Below are 21,409 nucleotides of genomic sequence, written 5' to 3' on the forward strand. Positions count from 1 at the left end.
CTCCAAACGGGAGGACAGCCTCAGCGGCCTTTGAATTGAGGTGCGCGCTTTTCCATGAACGCGGCGACGCCTTCGCGGTAATCCTCGGTACGGCCCGCTTCACGCTGCAAGTCCCGCTCCACGTCAAGCTGCGTATCCAGATCGTTGTCAAAGCTTTGGTTCAATGCCTGTTTGATCAAGGCAAGCCCCCGGGTCGGCTGAGTGGCCAGATGGCGAGCCAGGTCCGTGGCGGTGGAACGCAGCGCGTCGTCATCCACGCACTGCCAGATCAAACCCCAGGCGGCCGCCTGCTCGGCGCTCAGCTTGTCACCCAACATGGACAGCCCCTTTGCACGGGCCATACCCACCAGGCGCGGCAGCTGCCAGGTGCCACCGGAGTCCGGAACCAGACCGATCTTGCAGAAGGCTTGAGTGAAGCTGGCGGAACGGGCGGCGATGACCAGGTCGCAGGCCAGGGCGATATTGGCGCCGGCACCGGCGGCGACACCATTGACCGCGGCGATCACCGGCATCGGCAAACGCTGCAGGGTGCGAATCAGCGGGTTGTACCAGGTTTCAATGGAAGAGCCCAGGTCGGGCACTTCGGCGCCAGGCGCCACGCTTCGGTCGGACAGGTCCTGGCCGGCGCAAAAGCCACGGCCATTCCCGGTGATCAGCAGAGCCCGCACGGCTTGGTCCTGCTCCACCACGGACAGGGCTTCCCGCACTTCTTGATGCATCTGCTCATTAAAACTGTTCAGCCGTTCCGGTCGGTTCAGTGCCAGGGTGGCGACACCGCCTTCCAGATCAAACTCAATAGTGGCGAACTCCATAATCCGGTCCTGCCCTTTTCTTGGTATCGATGATCAGACCTGCCGGACCGTGATCCGCCGAGCAGTTCCGACGCCAAACTATGGTTGGAAAGCATAGCTCAGACATGACACAAGTCAACACAGCAAATCCATATTTATGTATCGAATTAGGAAGGTAAAACAAGAACAGGATCCGTAATAAGGCATTTTTTTCTTTTAATTTCAGAAGGATAAGCTCAGAATTCAGGTCACCCCCGTTGTGTTACCAAAATTCTCACAAGAAAACTCAATAAGGAATCAGGGAGGACTACGAAGCCGCTGTAGGAGCTTGCCTGCAAGCGAATGCCCAGGGCCCGAAAGCACAATTCGCTTGCAGACAAGCTCCTGCAGCGGCCTTGTGGCCAGCAGCGTTTTTCAGTCAATCCAGCCCGCCAAAACGCTGATAGAAACCATCCCCCGGCTCAGGCAAAGGCCCCTCCGCGGTTTCCGTACGTTCGCTCATCCAGGCTTCCGCGCCACGGTAAGTGAGGCGGTAGAGATTACGGCAAAGCTGGCGCGCGGCGCGGCCCTCCCAGTCCGAAGGCAGAAGCTCTTCCGGCAATAGCGGATCACGCAACAGCAGTTTGCGATATTCGTGAATCAATAACGTCCGCGCCAGAAAACATTCCATCGGCGGTGGCGTCTCCAGCTTGCTCATCTCCTGCCAGAGCGGACGAAACTGATCGAGAAATTCCCGGTACCCTTCCGAGAGCTGCTCCAGATTCCAGGCATCTTTCACCTGCAGGCGCAACGGCCGTGAAGCGAAACTGTCCTGGGCCCGGGTCTCGAAGATGATCGTATCGTCCAGCGCATTCTGTTCCTGGAGCGTCGCGTTCAGCTCGGCCCGGTCCACCATCGGGTGGGCCACCATGCCCGGCGTCAAACCGCCAAACCCCATCCATTCCAGTTCCTGGCGCACATCGCGGCGAGTGTCTGGATCCAATTGATTGAGGATGACCAGCGTCCAGGCGCCGTCCCAGGTCGGCTGCACACCGGAATACACGCGCTTGAAAGCCTTCTCGAAACGGCGGCGGCCGGCGGCGGTGAGTCCGTAATAGCTGCGGCGGCCTACTTTCTCCGCGATAAGCCAGCCCTCGCGGGTCAAACGGAACACCGAGGTACGCACCAGACGCTGATTGATGCCCATGGGTTCGAGCAGATCGATCAGGCTGCCCAGCCACACCGCGCCACCTCTGGGCACGATGGCGTCACCGAACAGAGTAATGATCAGGGAACCGGTACGCAGCGGCCGACGCTGCTGAAAACGTTCTATCAAGCGTTCCAATTGCTCACATTGCAAATCCACTGGGCGACCTTCCTATCTCCGAGCCCTTTCCGGGGCGTCCAAATCAGCGTGATACCGGCCTTTCCGGCGGCGCGACATGCTACCAAACCCTCCTGTCCGGAGACATAAAAGGCCAATGAATAGCACCATAAAACAGCCACTTGGGCCAATATAGCAACCTTTATGACACATTAAATTTGATCTTGACTTAAAATTCGTATCGCTTTATACCTGGAAAAACAAGGACGCTGATGGGACGTCCCGCGCCACCGGACTCCGGCCAGGCGCATAAAAACAAAAGCCCCTCCGGGGGCATACGCAGATAGGTGTGATAATGAAAACAATGCTGAAGAACCTGGCCGTGGGCGCCGTGGCGGCGCTGGGTCTGGCCTCCTTGTCCCCGGTCGCGAAGGCGGAAGACCCCATTCGCATCGGATCCTTCCTTTCCGTCACCGGCCCGGCCGCGTTTCTCGGCGACCCGGAACTGAAAACCCTGGAACTGTATGTACACCAGTTGAACGAAAACGGCGGCCTGCTGGGGCGTGAAGTCCAGCTGGTTCACTATGACGACTCCGGTGACGCCTCCAAAGCCCGTACCTTCGTCACCCGGCTGCTGCGGCAAGACAAAGTCGATCTCATCATCGGTGGCAGCACCACCGGCGCCACCATGGCGGCGGTGCCGGTGATCGAGCAAGCGCGGGTGCCATTCATCTCCCTGGCCGGCGCGGAAACCATCTCCACCCCGGTGAAGAAATGGGTGTTCAAGATGCCGCAATCCGATCGCCAGGCCGCCCGACGCGTACTCACCGACATGAGGGAACGCGGTCTCACCCGGATCGGTCTGATCTCCGGCACCGGCGGCTTCGGCGCCTCCGGACGTAACGTGACCCTGGAGGAAGCCAAGGCCATGGGGATCGAGGTGGTGGCCGACGAGACCTACAACCCGAAAGATACCGACGTCACCGCCCAGCTCACTCGCATCCGCAATACCGATGGCGTGCAGGCGGTACTCAACTTCGACTTTGGTCAGGGCCCGGCCATCGTCACCAAGAACTACAAGCAACTGGGCATTGAACTGCCCTTTTACCAATCCCACGGTGTCGCTTCCGACAGCTTCCTGAAACTGGCCGGCGATGCCGCCAATGGTCTGCGCCTGCCCGCCACCGCCCTGTTGGTGGCCGACACCATCCCCGACAGCGACCCCCAGCATGGCGTGGTCACCGGCTACAAAAAAGCCTATGAGGACCGTTACAACAGTTCGGTGTCGACCTTTGGCGGCTACGCTTACGACGGCTTCCAACTGGCGGTGCAAGCGATCAAGCAAGCCGGCTCCACCGATCCGGCGAAAGTGCGCGACGCTCTGGAAAGCATCCAGGGTTATGTCGGAGTCACCGGCACCTACAACCTCAGCGCCAAGGACCACATGGGGCTGTCCTATGATTCCTTCCGCATCCTGGAAGTGAAGGACGGCCACTGGACGCTGGTGGAGTAATCCACTCTCCGGGCGCCATGGACGGCATCCCGAACGCTTGCTCTCACCGCCCTCTTTCCAGGCAGGACCGAACATGTTCAGCGAGTTTTTTCAGTTCACGTTCTCGGGGATCACCCTGGGCGCCATTTATGCCTTGGTGGCGCTGGGTTTCACCCTGATCTACAACGCCAGCCATGTCATCAATTTCGCCCAGGGCGAATTCCTGATGATCGGTGGCATGGGCACGGTGGTACTGGTGGGAACCGGCCTGCCGTTGCCGGCGGCCATGGTGGGCGCTCTGGTGCTGGCCACGGTGGCGGGCATTTTACTGCACCGCCTGGCCATCGCTCCGGCGCGGGACGCCGACGTGGTGACGTTGATCATCATCACCATCGGCGCGTCCATCTTCCTGCGGGGCCTGGCCCAGTTTTTCTGGGGCAAGGAGTATCATGCGCTGCCCCGCTTCAGTGCCACCGAATCGCTTTCCATTGGCGGCGCTACTCTGCTGACGCAAAGCCTGTGGATCCTGGGTATCGCCGTGGTGCTGGTGGTGGCATTGGCGATGTTCTTCAGCCGCAGCAAACTGGGCAAAGCAATTCTCGCCACCTCCATGAACAAGGACGCCGCCCGGCTGGCCGGCATCAAGACCCAGGTCATCCTGGGTGTGGCCTTTGGTATTTCCGCACTGCTCGGCGCCGCCGCGGGCCTGATCGTTACCCCGATCACTTTCACCGCCTATGACGTCGGCATCATGCTGGGTCTGAAAGGCTTCGTCGCCGCCGCCATAGGCGGTTTGGGCAGCAGCACCGGCGCGGTGGTCGGCGGTCTGTTATTGGGCCTGAGCGAAGCCTACACCGCCGGTTATATCTCCTCCGATTACAAGGACGCGGTGCCGTTCGTGATCATCCTCGCCATTTTGTTTTTCCTGCCCAACGGCTTGTTCGGCAGCCGGGCCGCGGAGCGGGTGTGATGAAGGAAGCGCGCGCGATGAAGAAGAATATTCTGATCTCCCCTTATGGGGGCTTGCTGCTGCTGGCGCTGATCCTGGCACTCATGCCATTGGCGGTCAGCAACGATTTCCACTACGACCTGCTGACCAAGATTTGTCTGACCGCCACCGTGGCCGTGGGGCTGAATCTGCTGGTGGGCTACGCCGGCCAGGTCAGCCTCGGCCACGCCGCCTTCTATGGTGCCGGCGCCTACGCCAGCGCTATTCTCACCAGCCAATACAATCTGAGCCCGATGGTGGCCCTGCTCAGCGCCGCCGCCGGCGTTGGCGTAATGGCCTGGCTGGTGGGGCGGCCGATTCTGCACCTGAAAGGTCACTACCTCTCCATGGCCACACTGGGCCTGGGCGTGATCGCCGCCATCGTACTCAACAACGAAGAGCAACTTACCGGTGGCCCGGACGGCGTCGGTCTGCCGCCGCTGTCCCTGTTCGGTCACGAACTGAGCGTATTCGGCGAATATCAGTTCGCCGGCCTGACATTCACCGGCGTGGAACTGTGGTATCTGCTTGCCGCCGCGGTCCTGGTGATCGCGGTCCTGCTGGCGCTGAACATCATCGACTCCCCGTTGGGCCGGGCGTTGCGTGCCCTGCACGGTTCCGAGATCGCCGCCCAGGTGGCCGGCGTGGACACCGCCAAATACAAGCTGCGTGTGTTTGTGATATCCGCTGTCTACGCCAGCGTCGCCGGCAGCCTTTACGGCCACTACAGCGGCTTCATCACCCCCACCGTGGCGTCCTTCGAACATTCCATCGAGCTGATTACCATCGTCGTACTTGGCGGAATGGCATCCACTTTCGGTGTCATCATCGGCGCCGCGATCCTGGTGCTTATTCCCCAGTTCCTTACCGATTTTCAGGAGCTGGAGATGGTGGTGTTCGGCGCTATTCTGATGGCGGTGATGATCTTTCTGCCGCGGGGCCTGCTGCCCAGCGTGCTCCAGCGACTGCAGCGAGGTGCCCAATGAGCGCTCTGCTTTCCGTCACCAATCTGAGCAAGGAATTCGGCGGCGTGCATGCCATCGAGGATCTGTCCTTCGAGGTACAACGTGGCCATGTGCACTCGATCATCGGCCCCAACGGCGCCGGTAAAACCACATTGTTTAATCTGGTGACAGGTCTGTACCAGCCCAGCGCCGGCGCGGTCACCCTCGGAGGCCGCGACATCACCGGCCGGGCACCCCACAAGCTCTGCGAAATGGGCATGGCCCGGACGTTTCAGAATCTGCAGATCTGCATGAACATGAGCGCGCTGGAAAACGTCATGCTGGGCCGTCACCGCCATCTCGGCAGCGGCGCGCTCGCCGCCATGCTCAAACTGCCGGGACTGAGAAAGGCGGACCGGCACTGTCGCGAACACTGCCGGGAACTGATGACCTTCGTGGGTTGTGGTGATTATCTGGATCACGCGGCTTCCGCCATGCCCTACGGCGCGCTCAAACGCCTCGAAATCGCCCGAGCCCTGGCGGCGGAGCCCGACATTCTGCTGCTGGATGAACCCGCCGCCGGTCTCAACGCCACCGAAACCGAGGCCTTGAAATCGGTGATTCAGAAGATCGCCGGTAAAGGCATCACCGTGGTGCTGGTGGAGCACGACATGAAATTGGTGATGAACGTATCCGATCATCTTTTGGTGATCAGCTACGGCCGCAAACTGGCGGAAGGCACTCCGGAGCAGATTCGCGAGCACCCCGAAGTCATCGCGGCCTATCTCGGCGGGGGAACTCGCGAACGTCAGGCACAGGAGGTTCCGGCATGACCAGCGCCGCCCCCTTCACTCCCCGCCCCGAACCGACGCCGTTGTTGTCACTCAACAACATCACCAGCGCCTACGGTCGCATCGAGGTGCTTCACGAGCTGGCATTGACCATCGCCCCGGGAGAAACCGTGGCCTTGGTGGGCGCCAACGGCGCCGGCAAGAGTACCCTGCTGCGGGTGATCTCCGGCCTGCAACCCGCCAGTGGCGAGATCCGCTTCGACGGCGGCGATTTGTCGCGCGGTGACGCCGCCGATCGCGTTCGTCGCGGCATCGTTCAAGTACCGGAGGGGCGCCAGGTGTTCTCCGGACTGTCGGTGGAAGACAACTTGATGCTCGGTGCCTATACCCGGAACGACAAAGCCGCTATCGCCGAGGACCTGGAAAAACAATATCAACGCTTCCCCATCCTCAAGGACAAGCGGCGTCAAACCGCCGGCACGCTGTCCGGAGGCCAACAGCAAATGTTGGCCATGGGCCGCGCCCTGATGGGACGGCCAAGGCTGCTATTGCTGGACGAACCGAGCATGGGCCTGGCGCCGCTGATCATCGAGCAGGTTTTCGACATCGTGCGCGAGTTGAAAGCGGAGGGCATTACCCAGTTCGTGGTCGAACAGAACGCCGCCGAAGCGCTGGCGGTGGCCGACCGCGGTTATGTACTGGAAACCGGGCGCATCGTCGCCAGTGGAGAAGGCACCGCGCTGCTGGATAACGACAGCGTCAAGGCCGCCTATTTGGGCGGGTAAGTGATTTGAGCGGATGGTTTTTCGAGCAGGCGCCGTGCTGGCAGGCGCGGCGCTTTTTTTTGCTCTCCCCTGATCACCAGCTCAACACAATTTTGCCAGCCATGTTCGCGGCGGGAATCATGCCGAGGTAACGGCTGTCACGGCTGTTGTCGCGGTTATCACCCATGACGAAAAAGTGCCCTTCCGGAATAACGTAATCGAATCGGCGCCCCGGCCCGTCCGTCATCAAATACTGCACCGAATAGCGTTGGCCACCGAGTGTTTCGTCGGCGAGTCCCTCTCCGTCCCGAAAGACCGTGAGTACCGGCCCGCCGTTGATGACCAGTTGCTTGTTCGCGTACTGGATATGATCCCCCGGCAAACCGATCACCCGCATTACAAACAACTGCCCGGCCATTTCCGGCGGCCGGAACACGAACAGCTCTCCACGACGTGGCGGTGTACGTTCAGCCACTTCGGTTTCGTGCAGAGTCAGACCGAAAGCACCATAGACGCCGTACCCCCAGCGCTGCATCACCGCGTAACCGCCCGGTTGCAGCGTTGGCGCCATGGAGGAAGACGGAATCCGGAACAGGTCGAACAGAAATGCTCTCGTGATGAAGACAACCAGAACGAAGGCCAGCGGCAGGCTGAGCGTGCCCCACCAGGTGTTGAACCAGCGTCGCCGGCCATCGAAACAAACGCGCCCGGCAAGAACAAAGGCGTGCACCGCGGCGGCGATGGACACCAGCAGCCCGATACCGGATGGAGCCCCCTGGCCGGCCAAGGCCAGATCCGCCCCACCGGCCGCCAGCATTGCCAGCAAATACACCAGCACCCACCACCAACGTGACAGATAAACAAAGGCCAGAGGCGGCACTAATACGCCCATCACGGCGGCAAACCAGCGGTCCGGCATGATCCTTCCTTTATCAAAAGTGCCTTGAAAATACGGCTGTCTGCCGTCAAGGGCCAATCACCGCTACCGGGGTAATCGCCAGTGCAAGACGGTGGACATTGTCAGCGCATAGAGATCACGGCCCTGCGGGGAGAATGCCAGCGCCAACACGGATACGCCGGACGGTACCTTGAGCGCCACCGGTGTGCGCCCTGTACGCGCTTCGCGAAGCTGCACCTGGTTGGCCACCGCCATGGCCAGCCAATGCCCATCCGGCGACGCCGCGGCAGCCCTGATCTGGTCCCTTCCATCAAGCACCGCGGAATACAGATACTCCCCTTTTTCCGTATCGAATACATGCATGCCCGCCACTCGCTCACGCTCCGGTGCTGGACGCAACTGGAACCCGCTGGTCACCCATTGGCCCCGGGATGAGCCCACCGCTGTCCATGACGAGGGATGATCACGTAGATCCGGGCTGGGCGGTGGCCCTTCATGCGGGAAAACACCATAGCGTTGCGGCGCTTGAATTACTTTTCGTACCCGGCCATTTGCGGGGTTCAGCTCCGCCACCCCGTAGAGATCCTCTACCCACAAGGCATCGCCAGCCCAACGCACCGGTCGCAGCGGCTGCGAAAATAAAGCCGCGCGCGGCACTTCGACAGCGTTGTAATGCCAGCGCCCGCCTTCTTCACGCTGATACCGATAAATCCGGTCCACCCGATAGCTGTACAAGCGAGGACGCCCCTGAGCATCCAGTTGCCAGCGTGGAACGTTGCCCGGGCCGGGCAGACTTGACGGCGTTGCCAACGTCACCGCCTGCGGCGCTTTCTCATTTCCGCGATAGCGGAATAATGTCCCGTCGCCCCCGTTCAGCGGGCGCCCCCAGAACCACAACGTATCGGCGCTCTCGTCCAGCAGTATCGAGTCCGCCCCGTCCAGCCCCTGCCACAAGACCGATAGCGAAGCCTCTTCCGGTTGCAGTCGCCAAACCTCGGCAATCCACTGGCGCTCACCATCGACCTGAGCCGGCCGCTCGACGCCGATGGCCAGACTGCCATCGGACATCACCTGCAACGTTCGAGGGTCCAATGGATCGTCACTGGTCAGGGTGTAAATTTCGGGGATCACTTCACTATCGGCTTTTCCGGCCTGTTGAAGTCGTGGCGCGGGAGGCTCTGGTGGTGCCTTCACCGGCGCTTGCCAACGCGCCGGATCCTCACTGATTTGCCAGTCGCTATCAGGAAGATGTTCTTCCAGTGCGCTCATTACCGCCTGAAACAGCTCTGCGGGCACCAGTGACTGAGAGAGCGTGGTGGGCACACCATCCGCCACCAGAATCTTTCGGTGCGCCGGATTGGGAAAGGATTGGCGACGATGGATGTCGATTACCGTCGCCGGTGAGCCCAGCAGCGGCTCGGCATCAAATACCGTCACCGTTTGCTTCACATGATATTGCTTGCGCCACCCTTGCACCCATTCACGGGATGATTCCGCTCGCGAATACAAGGACTTCATCCGGGGCAGGGAAAGCAGTCTCTTCGGCGAAATATCCAAGCGTGCCAGGGCCTGGTTTCGGCGCCAGTCCCGCTCTTCCGGCATCAAAGCCCCTTCACGCACCGCCGCGTCCAGATCCGGTTCAGAGCCACTGTGCGCCAGTATGTCCCGCCACTGAGGGTGCCGGGATAACATCACTCGCCGCCAAGGCTCATCCAGCGTGAGCAAGGGCAATGGTGTTTCCACCAAGGTGACTTTACCCGCCAGCGCCTCGGACACCACCGGCCGAACCTGTTCATAAGAGGCCCTTACCAGAAGATAAGCACGTTCCGCCCCCATCGCGTGTTGGTCCCCCAGCACTACCACCGGAATACGTAATGCATCGGGCGTATGACGGTGCAGGCCGTCTTCAACTATCCGCCAGTCGCTCCCCTCGGATTCCGGAAACGCTTTCATGGCTTCCTCCCCTTGGGCAAGCGATGTCAACAAGACCACCATCAAGGCCACAGCCGGGTTTACAATGTTTCGATCAAGCATGGCCCATCCCGCTCAATGTAAATGAACCGGCAGTGGCGGCCGGCCCGGTCGCTGCCAGCGCCCCACCAGATCCCCATCATCGGTCCACCGAAGCGTAAAGGTCTCGGTAGTCTCACCCTCATCGCGACGAGTCAGCACCAGGACTCCATCCCGGCTCGCTTCCCGATGCAATCGTATCGGCACTTTATACTTGTCATAGGCATACCAGGCCGGGCCGGACCAGGCTCCCAGAACCAGTGTTACAGGAAAACGGCCATCCATTTCTCCCATGAAGACGCCCTGGTAGCCGGGTTGCGGCGGCGGACAGTCGGCCCGCTTCTCCACCAACAGACAGCGACCGTATTCACTCAACCAGGGCGCCAATGTGTCGTAATCGAATCGACTTTCCTCAATACCCAGATCGTCCAATGCCCGAACCGCATGGGGAAAGCCGCAGCCCCGGGTCATCACCAAGGCATCGGCTCGCAACTGCCACTCCCTCTCATCGTACAAACCGGTCCGCACGTTCTCGCAGCACTCCCGGTAAAGATCAGCCTGGATTTTCGCCTCCTCCTGATCCAGGCCGTTTGGCTGGGCGGCCTGCAAAAAAGCGTCGATATCATGAACCTGCATCGCGTCGACCCGACTCTGGAGCTCCTTCACACCGTCTTCGGTAAACAGTGTTGCCAGGAACAAGGGCTGGCCGGTCCGGGTCTCAAACTGATAACTCTGGGAAAAAGCCGAAGGATAGGCACCGGTGTACTCGCCATTGAAAACGACGGAGAGAAATCCGATGGCGTTGGTCACCACTTGATAGTCCAGGTAAGTGACCCCGGTCCATTCCCCCTCCTGGGGCCATACGGCATCGAATGGCGTCTCTCCCGGGCCGCCAGGAAAGCGCTCCAGCAAGCTGACCTGAAGCCACGTATTGATGCGTCGCGCCGTTTCAGTGTCTCCTGGCACCAGAGGGAAACGAAACTCAGTGTGATCTCCCAGCGTCCTGTGCTCAGCGGACAATTCCTCAACAGCAACTTGAGACCAGGCCGCCGGCGCCGCGCCCGCCAAAGCGGCCAACGCGACATAACCCAACCCCTTGATCATCGCGCCATACAGGCCACCCATCCCGCCACCATCCCAAGCAGAAAGTGTTTGAAGGCGTCGCCAATGAATATTAAATCGAGGAGAAGCAGCAACCAGAGCCATGACCACATCCTGTGCCGGAAGATTATTCGAGATCCAGCCCCAACCTTAGCATGTCCTTATGCTGGATCCCCATTTCCATCACCGGTTCATCATAATGGTCAAGAAAGAAATCGCGGACCACACGCTCTACCCGAAAACCCAGGCGTTGGTAGAACGCCAGCTGATAACCAAAAGTACCGGTACCCAGCTCAATACGGCGCACGCCTTCAGACCGGCACCGGTCGATCACATGGCGCAGCAGGGCCGATCCTACACCCTGACCCTGCATGTCGGGCGACACCGCTATGTTGAATAACTCCAGGGCACCGTCGCCGATGGTATTGAGCACACAAATACCCACCGTAGTGCCCTTATCCTCGACGGCAACGCACCGGGCACCTCGCAGGTAAGCACGCACATTCGTTTCCGATGGATCAGCGATCAATAAGAGTGACATGGGTACGGAATCGGGATCCAGGGAATGGAAGGTCATCATTCTTTCAGGCTCTCCGCACAGGTATGTCCCATTGTATTGAACCCTGGAAGAATTCACACATCACGGCACCGCCCTAACAACCATACCGCTGGCAATATCGCGACCGCCTTATCGTTGCCGACCGCCATATCCCGTCCACAAAACGGCCACCAGACTGTCATCACCACGTCCTAGGATGCGCACCGACTTGTCTTCCTTTTATCCGAATCGGAGTTGAATCGTGGCTATTTCCAGAACTCTTCCGGCCCTCACATTAGCCGGCTACGCTCTATTACTAGCCGGCTGCGGGAGCGACAGTGACAATGACAACCCGGCACCAGAGGCCAAGCCGCTGCGGCTGCAGGTGCTGCACACCAATGATCATCACTCCTATTTCGAGGGACAGAGCTACGACCTGAGCCTGGACTATGATCCAACGCTGACCGGTGCTGAAACCGTGCGTGTTGACCTCGGCGGCTTTCCACGTATCGCGACCGCTATCGACGAATACCGCGACGATCACACCCTGGTCCTCAACAGTGGCGAGTTGAACGGCACCCTCTATTTCAGTCTGTTCAAGGGAGAGGTGGATTTCAAAGTGTTCAATGCCATCGGCCTGGACGCCTACGAGTTGGGTAATCATGAGTTCGACGAGGGTGAAGCGCATCTCGCCGAGCTGTTGAAGACGGTCAATTTCCCGGTGATCGCCGGCAACGTTCATCCGACCACGGACAGCCCGCTGTTCGGTTCCGATATCGCACCTTATGTGGTCAAGGAAATTGATGGCGAGAAAGTGGCGGTGATCGGTGTTCTCAAGGTAGAGAAGACACAAGAATCCTCCCTGGTTACCGATGCGGTGGAATTCGATGACGAAATCACCTCGGTGCGTGAGCATATCTACGCTCTGAAAGACGAAGGCATCAACAAATTCATCGTACTCAGCCATCTGGGCTATGACTTCGATCAGGAACTGGCCGCCAGCGTCCGTGATATCGATCTGATCGTCGGCGGTGACACCCACGACGTTCTCGACGCCACCGGCGAGTTCGAAGCCATTGGTTTGGATGTGGACGGCGACTACCCCACGGTGGTGAACAACCCGGACGGACAGCCGGTCTATATCGTTCAGGCCTGGGAGTACGCCAAGGGGCTGGGCAAGCTGGAAGTCAACTTCGACGCCGATGGGGTTATCACCGACATCGGCGGCAATGTGGAACTGCTGGTTGGCGAGAACTACCAGGTGCAGGATGCCAGTGGCGCCTGGGTGGCGGCCAGCGGCGAACAGACGGCGCAAATCAACGGTGTGATCGATGGCTTGACCACGGTGCGGGTCGCGGAGGAATCCCAGGCCATTCTCGACATTCTCATGCCATACAAGGCGGAAATGGAAAGCTTCAAACAGGAAGCCCTGGGACAAGTGACGCAGTACATGCCGTTCGAACGCATCCCCACACCGTTTCAGGCTGGAGAAACCCCTACAGGCAGCTACGCCGCCCAGGTCGTGGCCGACGCCTTCCTCACTTACCTGCCCAAGGCCGATGTAGCGATTCAGAACGCCGGCGGCGTGCGCGCCCCGCTCGAGGATGGGGAATTCACCGTGGCGGACGCCTACAATATCCTGCCGTTCTCCAACACCGTGGTCACCATCGATATGACCGGCGCGGACATCGTCAAAGTGCTCAACGAAGCACTCGACTACGCCCAGGGCATCTCTGCCTCCACCGGCGCCTTCCCCTATTCCGCCAACCTGCGCTACGACGTGGTGCTCGGCGCGCCGGCCGGCACCGGTATTCAGAACGTGGAAGTCAGGGATGAAGGCGGAACCTGGGGCCCCATCGACAACGGCGCCGTCTATTCCGTGGCCACCAACTCTTTCACCGGGCTCGGTAAGGACGGCTACGACACTTTCGGTGAAGTGCAAGAGGCCAACCCGGAGGCTTTCGAGAATTCCGACGTGGCCTATGTGGTGCCACTGCTGGAGTACTTCCGTGAGGAACTGCCGGACAACACACTGCCGGCGCTGGATCCGGAGCTCTACTGCCTGAAGTCCGTAACCCAGCAATAAGCATCAAACCCGGAGCCGGGTGCCCGCTGCCCGGCTCCATCAATCAAGAGAGGTACCCGTAAGCTTCCGCCTGAGCCGACAGCCAGAACAGCAGACCAACCCCGGCGGCCAGTCCCAGCGCCACGAATATCAGAAAACCCACCCGCTCACCCGGCGTCATATGCCGCACGCCTTCCAACGTGCCAGGCCGCACCAGGACATAAAACAGCCCCATCCCCGCCAGGAAAGGTCCACCGACGGTCTTCCACCAGGAATAGGACACCACGGACGCGCCGGCGGCAAGCGCCTGCAACGTATCGCGAACGTAATAGACGCTCCACCCCAGCCCTAGTGCCAGAAACACCAGACCGACAATCAGAGCGCCCGTTTTCGGATCCGGCGTCTTCGCCTGCACCGGTGTTTCTGGCACGTGACGGGCCGGATCCTGGGCGATTTCCATGGCCCGTTCATGAGCCTTCTGGCGACTACGATGGCGCACCAGGGAGACAACTCCCGAGAGCAGCATCAACGCCCCCATCGTCAACATACCGAGCACCACGCCCTGGTCTCCGAAACGCTGATACAACCAGCCGGTACGCTCCTCCGCGGTGGCCGGCTCGCCCCAATGCATCAGGGCAAACGCCATACAGACCACACCAAAGACGGACAAAATCAGGGATCGGGCTACCGCCAACATGAGCAAACACCGGGAAGATCAGACAGGGGGGCTCAACCTACCCAGCGCGACGGGCCGGGTCAACGGCGAACGCCACAAATCAGGCGGAAGTCGGATGCCGGCAGGCACCGGCTCCGAGTCTAGAAGCGCGGCTCCGTCACCACCTCGGTGAGCACCGAGCTGGCAATGAAGCACTCCTCATGGGCCAGATGATGCAGTTTTTCGATCTGCTCCGGCGAAGGCCGGCGATCGCCGGAGAACACCACCCGGGGACGCAACGTCACCCGGGTCACCGCCAACTTGCCGGCCTCATTCTCCGCCATCACACCAATGGCCTCATCCTCGTAGCGATCCACCACATAGCGCCGCTTGGCGGCGATGCCCAGGAACACCAGCATGTGGCAACTGGACAACGACGCCACGAACGCCTCCTCCGGATCCACGTTCTCCGCCACCGAATACGGCAACGGCACGATGTGCGGCGACGCCGATGCCGGCACCGTCACCCCGCCGTCGAACAGCCATTCGTGAGCCCGGCTATAACGGTTATCGCTGAAGGCCTCCCCCTCATGGCGGTGCCATTGGATAGTGGCGGTGTATTCGGCCATCTCTCCTCCTGACAGGATTATGGATACTCGCTCTTACCCGGCACTGTATTACTCGACACACTCGAACGACGATGCCGACATCGGGTCACCGCCCTCCACATAACGGGGCCACGCCGGGTAGTCGCATAGCGGCCGGGTGCGGCCCGGTGCGCCGATCAGGTCCATGGTGACCTGATCTTCGGGTGCCATATCCTGCTCCACCCAATTTTCCAGGGCGGTCAGGGAATCCCAGGTGGCGTGAAAATGCGAGCTGGCGCCGTGGCCGAATCCCGGGATTTCGTAATAGCGCACAAAGGAATCCACCTTTTCCTGCCCCATCTGCTCCAACAGCCGCTGGTAGTAAATTTCCGTGGCCCGGGAGCTCACCAGCACATCCGACAGCCCATGCGCCAGCAACAGCTTGCCGCCCCGGTCGGCGAAGGCCGAGATATCGGTGCCGGAATTAAGCATACCGCTCAGCTCGCTGATCCGTTCCGCGTACTGCGGCTCCGGGTTGACCGGGTCCAACTCGAAGGAATTGAAATCCGCGTCACCCGCCACCGAATACTTCACCCACTGATCCACCAGCACGCTCAGGTATGGCGCGTTGCGAGGCATATCCGGCTGCACCGGCTGCGCGGTTCCCAATGCGAGAAAGACCACCGTGGGCTGCACCGGCGTATCGATGGTGGTGATGCCAAGATCCGCGCCCCAGACGTTGCTGCCGGGATAGCCGGTTTCACCGCTGGCCAGCGGAAAATTGAAGTCGACGCCGTCATTCATGGCGTTCAACGCCTCGATCTGAGCGTCGGACAGGCAATGGTCGCCGTCGTCGGCGCCCCCCGGACAACGCAGGTTATTGCCATCCACCAAGGCGGTCGCCGGATCAAAGGTCTCGTTGCATTGGCGCTGATCACTGATCAGGCCGTCCTCGACCCCATCCATCGCATCGCAGGCTTCCAGGGCCGCATCGAGTAACTTCTGGCGCTCGCCGGAATCCGGGTAAGCACCGGGTTCCGCCAGAGCGCGGCTGAGGTATTGCCCGGCAAGCAGCGCGGCCACGTTGTTCCAGGCCGGATACCAGGCGATGGCGCCATCCCAATCGTCGGGCCAACGTTGAATATTGGTCAGTGCCTCGCGGCCGCCAGTAGAGCCGCCAGCGAAATAACGATACGTCGGTTCGTCGGCGTAGCGCTTCTCGATTACGAAGGTGGCGGCGTCACGGGTTTTCTTCAGCGCCTCGCCGGAAAAGTTGCACACCGCTTCGTCATTCAGACCCCAGCGACCATCCTGGGAGCCATACTCATTGGCCTGGTGCCCGGAATCGCTGGCGAAGGTGGCGTAGCCCCGGCCCAGCGGCGTCGGCTGATCCGGCGCGCCCTGGGATATATCACCGGTGATCGCCGGAATGGAGCCATTGAAACCGCCACCGCCAAACATCAGCACTTTCGAATTCCACTCGGTGGGCAACGCCACCTTGAATTGAATGTCCGGCGCCTGCGGATCCACCGGCGCAATGCGCCCGGATACCAGACAATGCTCCGGCACCGCCGCCGCGCCACTGCCGCTGGCCTCGACCACTTCCGCCGCCGTTACCTCACCGCCGGAGGTGGATAATTCCATGGCGTCGGCCGGAATCGCCAGGCCGACCAGCTGATCACAGGACATCGGCCGTTGCGCGTGCGAACTGCTACTGTCACCTCCGCAGCTCACAAGAGCGACGGTGGAGATCCCGAATAGCGCCATACCCAGCCTTGTCAGGCCATTTCTTGTTTTCATGCTGCTCTCCCGGTTTTATCGTTATTGGATGGGTGCTGCTTTTGTTGCTTATACCGCCCCGGATGGCTTATCCGATGATGCTGCCGGACAGCAAGCCGCGAACAGAGTGTCTGGGGATCATAGGTCTTTTTCGTCGAGTGTTCACTCGGGAGTGGAGGCATCAAGAGGCGGAAGCGCTACCGCGGCCTCCGCAGCTTTCACAATCTCCACCAACTTGGCATTAAAGCTGGCAGCATCCTTAGAGTAATGCGCGCGTCGATGACAGTTCGGGCACAGAGCGACCACATTCTCCGGATGGTCCGGCCCGCCATCAGCCACTCGATGAAGATGGTGACACTCCAAGTATGGACCTTGTGCAGAGGAAAACGGCGCCGCCTGGGTGCAGCCCTCGCAGTGACCATTGGCACGAGCCAACGCATAGCGGCGGATGGCTTCAGCCCGATAATAAGCCACTTGCATTCGGGCCTGGGGCTCGGCCGTGCTCACAGCTTTCGGGAGCGCCGCATCTCGAAGCTGCACCAGCGAATAGCGCTTGAGCCGATTTGTATCATCCGGGTCATAGACCGGGGGCACTTCCCGCACCGAAGAGGGAACAGGCGACGAGTTCACATCAAGATGAAACACTAGCGCCTTACTCAGCTTGCCATCCCGGCCGGGCCGCTCTTCCTGGTGGTAACCGATGCAGTCCGCCTGCCCGATATAGCGAACATAGCCGCGGCGCGTGTATTCGAAGAGATGCAGAGTCTTGCCATCCTGCTGGTGGCGGGCAATAGCACGATTACCTCCCGTAAGTGCCATATGCCCGACTTGGCCTGCCCCAGTTTAGAAGAAAACGCCCTCCTTGAATTCGTCCGTGTAACCATGCCGACTGCCCGTCTCCGAGATGAACAGAAATACATAGGGATTATCTGGAGCACGATGAATCCAAGCCGTCCGATGCACTTCGGCAAACCACTTAGCCTCCAATTATAGGCACAGTGACGGGCAGCAAAGGCGTACACGCTTCACCCTTCGACATATCGATGTTTGATAAGAGCAAGCACGACCGCAGCCACCTCGCTCATCGGCCACCTCGCGGCGTGCCAGCCGTTTCGAGCCCAGGGTCTAGGCAAAGCGCTGATCGCAGACGCCATCAAGTGACTGGTCACACTAAGAGAATCGCTGAGAGTGTCGCTCATCATTGCCGACCCGTTGGGCGAGGATGTGGTCGCGTTCTATGAGTGATTCGGCTTCGAGGAGGCAGACGCAGGGTTTCTGTATCTGCCAATGAAGACAGCTGTGGCCGCCATGCCGAAGGCGGCGAGGCGCTAGTCGCCCCAAATACCCAGCCAACGAAGGTGGGAATTCGGCTCACAAGGAAAGGCCGCCCCACAAGGAGCGGCCACACCAAAGAAGCCTTGAAGTAACGAATAATGACTAACTTACCGCACGGTAGTTATGCGTCCCCTTTCTTCTTCGCCACCAGCGTCAGGATGTCGTAGCTGGCAACCAGTTCGTCGTTCTGGTTGGTGACCTGCACGTCCCAGACCACCACGCCTTGCGGCGTGCCGTCGGGGCCGGCTTTGCCCTGGTCGATTTTGCGTTTGCAGGTGAGGCGGGCGCGGATGGTGTCGCCGGCGCCGACGGGGGTGATAAAGCGCAGGGTGTCGAGGCCGTAGTTGGCCAGTACCGGGCCGGGGGCCGGGGAAACGAAGAGGCCGGCGGCGGCGGAGAGGAGGAAGTAGCCGTGGGCGATGCGTTTGCCGAATTGGGAGTCTTTCGCCGCGATTTCGTCGAAGTGCATGTAGAAGTGGTCGCCGGAGAGGCAGCCGAAGTTGACGATGTCGGCCTCGGTGACGGTACGGCGGTGGGTGAGCAGGGATTCGCCGATGGCGAGGTCGTCGAAGTGGCGACGGAAGGGGTGCACTTCGGTTTCGAGCACTTCCGCGCCACGCACGTATTCGCCGGTGACGGCGGCGAGCATGGATGGAGAGCCCTGAATGGCGGTGCGCTGGAGGTAGTGGCGCACGGCGCGGATACCACCGAGTTCTTCACCGCCGCCGGCGCGGCCGGGGCCGCCGTGTTTGAGCATGGGGAGCGGCGCGCCGTGGCCGGTGGATTCCTTGGCGGATTCGGCGTTGAGCACTTGCAGGCGGCCGTGGCGGGCGGCAAGCACGGGGATGGCGCGGGCAGCGTTTTGCGGGTCTTTGGTAGCGAAGGTGGTGACCAGACTGCCTTTGCCTTTGTCGGCCAGGGCGATGGCTTCGTCCAGGTCGCCATAGCCCATCAAGGTGCTGACCGGGCCGAAGGCTTCGATGTCGTGGGCGCCGCCGTCGGCGTGGGGGTCTTTGCTGCGCAGCAGGCGCGGACCGAAGAAGGCGCCTTTGTCGGTGCCTTGGCCAATGGGCCGCGGGTCACCGTTGCCGCCAAAAATACATTCGCTGGTGTTGAGCAGGTCGTTAACGGCGGCGGCCACGTCTTCTTTCTGGTCCAGGGAGGCCAGCGCGCCCATGCGCACGCCTTCTTCGTCCGGGTCACCCATGGTGACTTTTTCCAGGCGCTGAATCAGGCGGTCGGCGAAGGCATCCAGGTGCTGCCGGGGCACCAGGATGCGGCGGATGGCGGTGCATTTCTGGCCGGCCTTGACGGTCATTTCGCGGACCACTTCCTTGGCCAGCAACTCGAATTCCTCGTCGTCCGGGGTGACGTCCGGGGCGAGGATGGCACCATTGAGAGAATCTGCTTCCGCATTGAAGGGGATGGAGCGGTTAATGATGTTCGGGTGCGCGCGCAGTTTGCGGGCGGTGCTGGCCGAGCCGGTGAAGGTGACCATGTCCTGTTCGTCGAGCTGGTCGAGCAGATCCCCGGTGCCACCGATGACCAGTTGCAGAGCGCCGTCCGGCAGCGCGCCGGAGTCCTGTATCAGGCGCACGCAGGCCTCGGTGAGGTAACTGGTGGCGGTGGCCGGTTTGACGATGCAGGGCATGCCGGCGAGGAAGTTACCGGCGAATTTTTCCAACATGCCCCAGACCGGGAAGTTGAAGGCGTTGATGTGCACGGCGACGCCACGGCGCGGCACCAGAATGTGGGTGCCGGCAAAGTGGTTGTTCTTGCCGAGGGGCATCACCGGACCTTCATGGAGGACATTGCCGGAGGGCAGTTCCTTACGGCCCATGCTGGCGTAGGCGAACAGGGTGCCGAAGCCGCCGTCGATGTCAAAGGCGTTGTCGCCTTTGGTGGCGCCGGTGTGGCGCGAGAGTGCGTAGAGTGCTTTTTTGTGCTCTTGCAGGTAGAGCGCCATGGCCTTGAGGCGGGCGGCCCGTTGCTGGAAGTCGAGCTTGAGCAGTTCGCGGGTGCCGGTGGTACGGGCATAGTCCACGGCGGCGGCGAAGTCGGGGGCATCGTCATGGGTGTGGGCAACGATTTCGCCATTGATGGCGCTGGCCAGGGGTTTGGCGGCCTGGCTGCCGAACCATTGGCCGGCAAGGTAGCTTTGGAGGACGGTCATGGCGTGGCTCCTGTTTTGTCTGCGTATACATGGCGGCTATTCAGCGAACCATGGTGAATGGTCTGTAGCGATCCGGAGCCTCCGGGCGATGCCGGCGTCGCCCGGAGGCTCCCTATGGCTGATCGAAGTCGAGGACGACCTTGTCGGTGATCGGGTAGCTCTGGCAGGAGAGCACGTAGCCGGCGGCGACTTCGTAGTCCTCCAGAGCAAAGTTGTTGTCCATTTCCACTTCGCCTTGCACCACCTTGCAACGGCAGGTGGAGCAGACGCCGGCCTTGCAGGAGAACGGCAAGTCCGCACCCTGCTCGTTGGCGGCATCAAGGATGTTCTTGGAGTCACGGGGCAGTTCAACGCGCACTTCGCGGCCGTCGGCGATGATGGTGACTTCCGTCCTGGCCTCGTGCGCGGAAACCTCCTCCGGACGCCGGTGCGGACGTTGCGTCCGCCCTTCCACGCCGAACAGCTCAAAATGCACCCGGCTTTTTTCCAGACCATTGGCGACAAGACGGTCGCGCACGGTTTCGGTCATGGATTGCGGGCCGCAGAGGAAGGCGGCGTGCAGGTTCGGGGTGTCGAGCCAGCGGGAGAAGATGGCATCGCATTTGTCGGCGTCGAGGCGGCCATTGTAGAGATCCACATCCTGTTGCTCGCGGCTGAACAGATAGATGATGTTCAGGCGACCAAGGTAGGCGTTCTTCAGGTCGCTGAGCGCTTCCCGGAACAGGGTGGAGTTACTGGAGCGATTGCCATAAAGCAGCGTGAAGCGGCTTTTCGGTTCGGTTTCCAGGGTGGTTTTTATGATCGACAGAATCGGCGTGATGCCGCTGCCGGCGGCCACCGCCAGGTATCCGGCTTCCCGCGCCGGGTCCAGATCGATGTAGAAGTGGCCACTGGGCGGCATGACCTCCAGAGTGTCGCCTTCTTTAAGTTGGCCATTGGCGAAGGCGGAGAAACGGCCACCGGGCACTTTCTTCACCGCCACACGCAGGTCTCTGTCGTTGACACCGGTGCAGATCGAGTAAGAACGACGCACTTCCTCACCGTCCATATGGGTACGAACGATCAGGTGCTGGCCCTGGGTGAAACGGAAAGCGTCGCTCAGTTCCGGCGGAATATCGAAAGCGATGGACACCGCCTCGCGGGTTTCCGGCCGCACCTCGCGAATTTTTAATGAATGAAATTGGTTCATGTCAGG

Annotated in this window: 18 protein-coding genes and 1 pseudogene; 6 read left to right on the plus strand and 13 right to left on the minus strand. The window is 60.8% G+C overall.

The genetic code is table 11. From position 1 onward, the window contains the following. Positions 1–20: 20 nt before the first annotated feature. Positions 21–812 carry a 2-(1,2-epoxy-1,2-dihydrophenyl)acetyl-CoA isomerase PaaG gene (gene paaG / locus CRO06_RS00400; RefSeq protein ID WP_055099761.1) on the minus strand — a complete coding sequence of 264 codons (792 nt, stop codon included), beginning with the start codon at positions 810–812 and terminating at the stop codon, positions 21–23. A gap of 397 nt (positions 813–1,209) precedes the next feature. Then, the gene (gene paaX / locus CRO06_RS00405) at positions 1,210–2,136 is read right to left on the minus strand and encodes a phenylacetic acid degradation operon negative regulatory protein PaaX (protein ID WP_022993792.1); all 927 of its coding nucleotides are present in this window, start codon (positions 2,134–2,136) and stop codon (positions 1,210–1,212) included. A gap of 313 nt (positions 2,137–2,449) precedes the next feature. Between paaX and CRO06_RS00410 the strand changes: the two genes are divergently transcribed. The 5 genes from CRO06_RS00410 (at position 2,450) to CRO06_RS00430 (ending at position 7,094) form a co-directional block, all read left to right on the plus strand. Further along, on the plus strand, positions 2,450–3,607 hold the full coding sequence (locus tag CRO06_RS00410; protein ID WP_244902745.1) for an ABC transporter substrate-binding protein: 1,158 nt from the start codon (positions 2,450–2,452) through the stop codon (positions 3,605–3,607). Between the two features lie 73 nt (positions 3,608–3,680). Continuing rightward, positions 3,681–4,556: a branched-chain amino acid ABC transporter permease gene (locus tag CRO06_RS00415; RefSeq protein ID WP_097057460.1), complete on the plus strand. Its 876-nt coding sequence runs from the start codon at positions 3,681–3,683 to the stop codon at positions 4,554–4,556. Next, the gene (locus tag CRO06_RS00420) at positions 4,556–5,560 is read left to right on the plus strand and encodes a branched-chain amino acid ABC transporter permease (protein WP_097057461.1); all 1,005 of its coding nucleotides are present in this window, start codon (positions 4,556–4,558) and stop codon (positions 5,558–5,560) included. The genes CRO06_RS00415 and CRO06_RS00420 overlap by 1 nt, the downstream gene beginning before the upstream one ends. Continuing rightward, a complete protein-coding gene (locus CRO06_RS00425) occupies positions 5,557–6,351 on the plus strand; it encodes an ABC transporter ATP-binding protein (protein ID WP_097057462.1) in 795 nt (264 codons plus the stop codon). Before CRO06_RS00420 ends, CRO06_RS00425 begins: the two co-directional genes overlap by 4 nt. Then, positions 6,348–7,094 carry an ABC transporter ATP-binding protein gene (locus CRO06_RS00430; protein ID WP_097057463.1) on the plus strand — a complete coding sequence of 249 codons (747 nt, stop codon included), beginning with the start codon at positions 6,348–6,350 and terminating at the stop codon, positions 7,092–7,094. Before CRO06_RS00425 ends, CRO06_RS00430 begins: the two co-directional genes overlap by 4 nt. A 73-nt stretch (positions 7,095–7,167) precedes the next feature. Here the strand turns inward: CRO06_RS00430 and lepB are convergent, their stop codons facing one another. The 4 genes from lepB to CRO06_RS00450 form a co-directional block, all read right to left on the minus strand. After that, positions 7,168–7,992, minus strand: coding sequence for a signal peptidase I (gene lepB, locus CRO06_RS00435; protein WP_097057464.1), 825 nt, complete (start codon positions 7,990–7,992; stop codon positions 7,168–7,170). 63 nt (positions 7,993–8,055) lie between these two features. Then, on the minus strand, positions 8,056–9,924 hold the full coding sequence (locus CRO06_RS00440) for a WD40 repeat domain-containing protein (RefSeq protein WP_097057465.1): 1,869 nt from the start codon (positions 9,922–9,924) through the stop codon (positions 8,056–8,058). Between the two features lie 93 nt (positions 9,925–10,017). Continuing rightward, positions 10,018–11,193: a hypothetical protein gene (locus CRO06_RS00445; protein WP_143247695.1), complete on the minus strand. Its 1,176-nt coding sequence runs from the start codon at positions 11,191–11,193 to the stop codon at positions 10,018–10,020. A gap of 16 nt (positions 11,194–11,209) precedes the next feature. Next, positions 11,210–11,662 (minus strand): GNAT family N-acetyltransferase, encoded by a 453-nt coding sequence (locus CRO06_RS00450; protein WP_080530472.1) that lies wholly within the window; start codon positions 11,660–11,662, stop codon positions 11,210–11,212. 220 nt (positions 11,663–11,882) lie between these two features. On the opposite strand from CRO06_RS00450, the gene CRO06_RS00455 reads away from it, so the two are divergent. Beyond that, positions 11,883–13,706, plus strand: a complete 1,824-nt coding sequence (locus CRO06_RS00455; RefSeq protein ID WP_022993803.1) for a bifunctional metallophosphatase/5'-nucleotidase — start codon at positions 11,883–11,885, stop codon at positions 13,704–13,706. Between the two features lie 43 nt (positions 13,707–13,749). Here the strand turns inward: CRO06_RS00455 and CRO06_RS00460 are convergent, their stop codons facing one another. The 7 genes and pseudogenes from CRO06_RS00460 to paaE form a co-directional block, all read right to left on the minus strand. Then, a complete protein-coding gene (locus tag CRO06_RS00460) occupies positions 13,750–14,382 on the minus strand; it encodes a hypothetical protein (protein WP_097057467.1) in 633 nt (210 codons plus the stop codon). Between the two features lie 119 nt (positions 14,383–14,501). Then, positions 14,502–14,969 (minus strand): OsmC family protein, encoded by a 468-nt coding sequence (locus tag CRO06_RS00465; protein ID WP_097057468.1) that lies wholly within the window; start codon positions 14,967–14,969, stop codon positions 14,502–14,504. Between the two features lie 48 nt (positions 14,970–15,017). Beyond that, positions 15,018–16,616: a tannase/feruloyl esterase family alpha/beta hydrolase gene (locus CRO06_RS00470; protein ID WP_097057469.1), complete on the minus strand. Its 1,599-nt coding sequence runs from the start codon at positions 16,614–16,616 to the stop codon at positions 15,018–15,020. 252 nt (positions 16,617–16,868) lie between these two features. Further along, positions 16,869–17,186, minus strand: coding sequence for an HNH endonuclease (locus CRO06_RS20410; RefSeq protein ID WP_483392420.1), 318 nt, complete (start codon positions 17,184–17,186; stop codon positions 16,869–16,871). Between the two features lie 138 nt (positions 17,187–17,324). Continuing rightward, a pseudogene (locus CRO06_RS20415) lies at positions 17,325–17,537 on the minus strand (SRA domain-containing endonuclease); the annotation flags it as partial. Between the two features lie 625 nt (positions 17,538–18,162). Further along, positions 18,163–20,214, minus strand: coding sequence for a phenylacetic acid degradation bifunctional protein PaaZ (paaZ, locus tag CRO06_RS00480; protein ID WP_097057471.1), 2,052 nt, complete (start codon positions 20,212–20,214; stop codon positions 18,163–18,165). A 112-nt stretch (positions 20,215–20,326) separates the two neighbouring features. Continuing rightward, positions 20,327–21,403: a 1,2-phenylacetyl-CoA epoxidase subunit PaaE gene (gene paaE, locus CRO06_RS00485; RefSeq protein ID WP_097057472.1), complete on the minus strand. Its 1,077-nt coding sequence runs from the start codon at positions 21,401–21,403 to the stop codon at positions 20,327–20,329. Positions 21,404–21,409: the final 6 nt, after the last annotated feature.

The organism is Alloalcanivorax xenomutans (assembly GCF_900217905.1).
Lineage (GTDB): Bacteria > Pseudomonadota > Gammaproteobacteria > Pseudomonadales > Alcanivoracaceae > Alloalcanivorax > Alloalcanivorax xenomutans.

Coding starts and splice junctions, on each gene's coding strand:
- paaG (WP_055099761.1), bottom strand. CDS start 812: ATGGAGTTCGCCACTATTGAGTTTGATCTGGAAGGCGGTGTCGCCACC.
- CRO06_RS00410 (WP_244902745.1), top strand. CDS start 2,450: ATGAAAACAATGCTGAAGAACCTGGCCGTGGGCGCCGTGGCGGCGCTG.
- CRO06_RS00415 (WP_097057460.1), top strand. CDS start 3,681: ATGTTCAGCGAGTTTTTTCAGTTCACGTTCTCGGGGATCACCCTGGGC.
- CRO06_RS00420 (WP_097057461.1), top strand. CDS start 4,556: ATGAAGGAAGCGCGCGCGATGAAGAAGAATATTCTGATCTCCCCTTAT.
- CRO06_RS00425 (WP_097057462.1), top strand. CDS start 5,557: ATGAGCGCTCTGCTTTCCGTCACCAATCTGAGCAAGGAATTCGGCGGC.
- CRO06_RS00430 (WP_097057463.1), top strand. CDS start 6,348: ATGACCAGCGCCGCCCCCTTCACTCCCCGCCCCGAACCGACGCCGTTG.
- lepB (WP_097057464.1), bottom strand. CDS start 7,992: ATGCCGGACCGCTGGTTTGCCGCCGTGATGGGCGTATTAGTGCCGCCT.
- CRO06_RS00440 (WP_097057465.1), bottom strand. CDS start 9,924: ATGAAAGCGTTTCCGGAATCCGAGGGGAGCGACTGGCGGATAGTTGAA.
- CRO06_RS00450 (WP_080530472.1), bottom strand. CDS start 11,662: ATGATGACCTTCCATTCCCTGGATCCCGATTCCGTACCCATGTCACTC.
- CRO06_RS00460 (WP_097057467.1), bottom strand. CDS start 14,382: ATGTTGGCGGTAGCCCGATCCCTGATTTTGTCCGTCTTTGGTGTGGTC.
- CRO06_RS00465 (WP_097057468.1), bottom strand. CDS start 14,969: ATGGCCGAATACACCGCCACTATCCAATGGCACCGCCATGAGGGGGAG.
- CRO06_RS00470 (WP_097057469.1), bottom strand. CDS start 16,616: ATGTCCTGTGATCAGCTGGTCGGCCTGGCGATTCCGGCCGACGCCATG.
- CRO06_RS20410 (WP_483392420.1), bottom strand. CDS start 17,186: ATGCAAGTGGCTTATTATCGGGCTGAAGCCATCCGCCGCTATGCGTTG.
- paaZ (WP_097057471.1), bottom strand. CDS start 20,214: ATGACCGTCCTCCAAAGCTACCTTGCCGGCCAATGGTTCGGCAGCCAG.
- paaE (WP_097057472.1), bottom strand. CDS start 21,403: ATGAACCAATTTCATTCATTAAAAATTCGCGAGGTGCGGCCGGAAACC.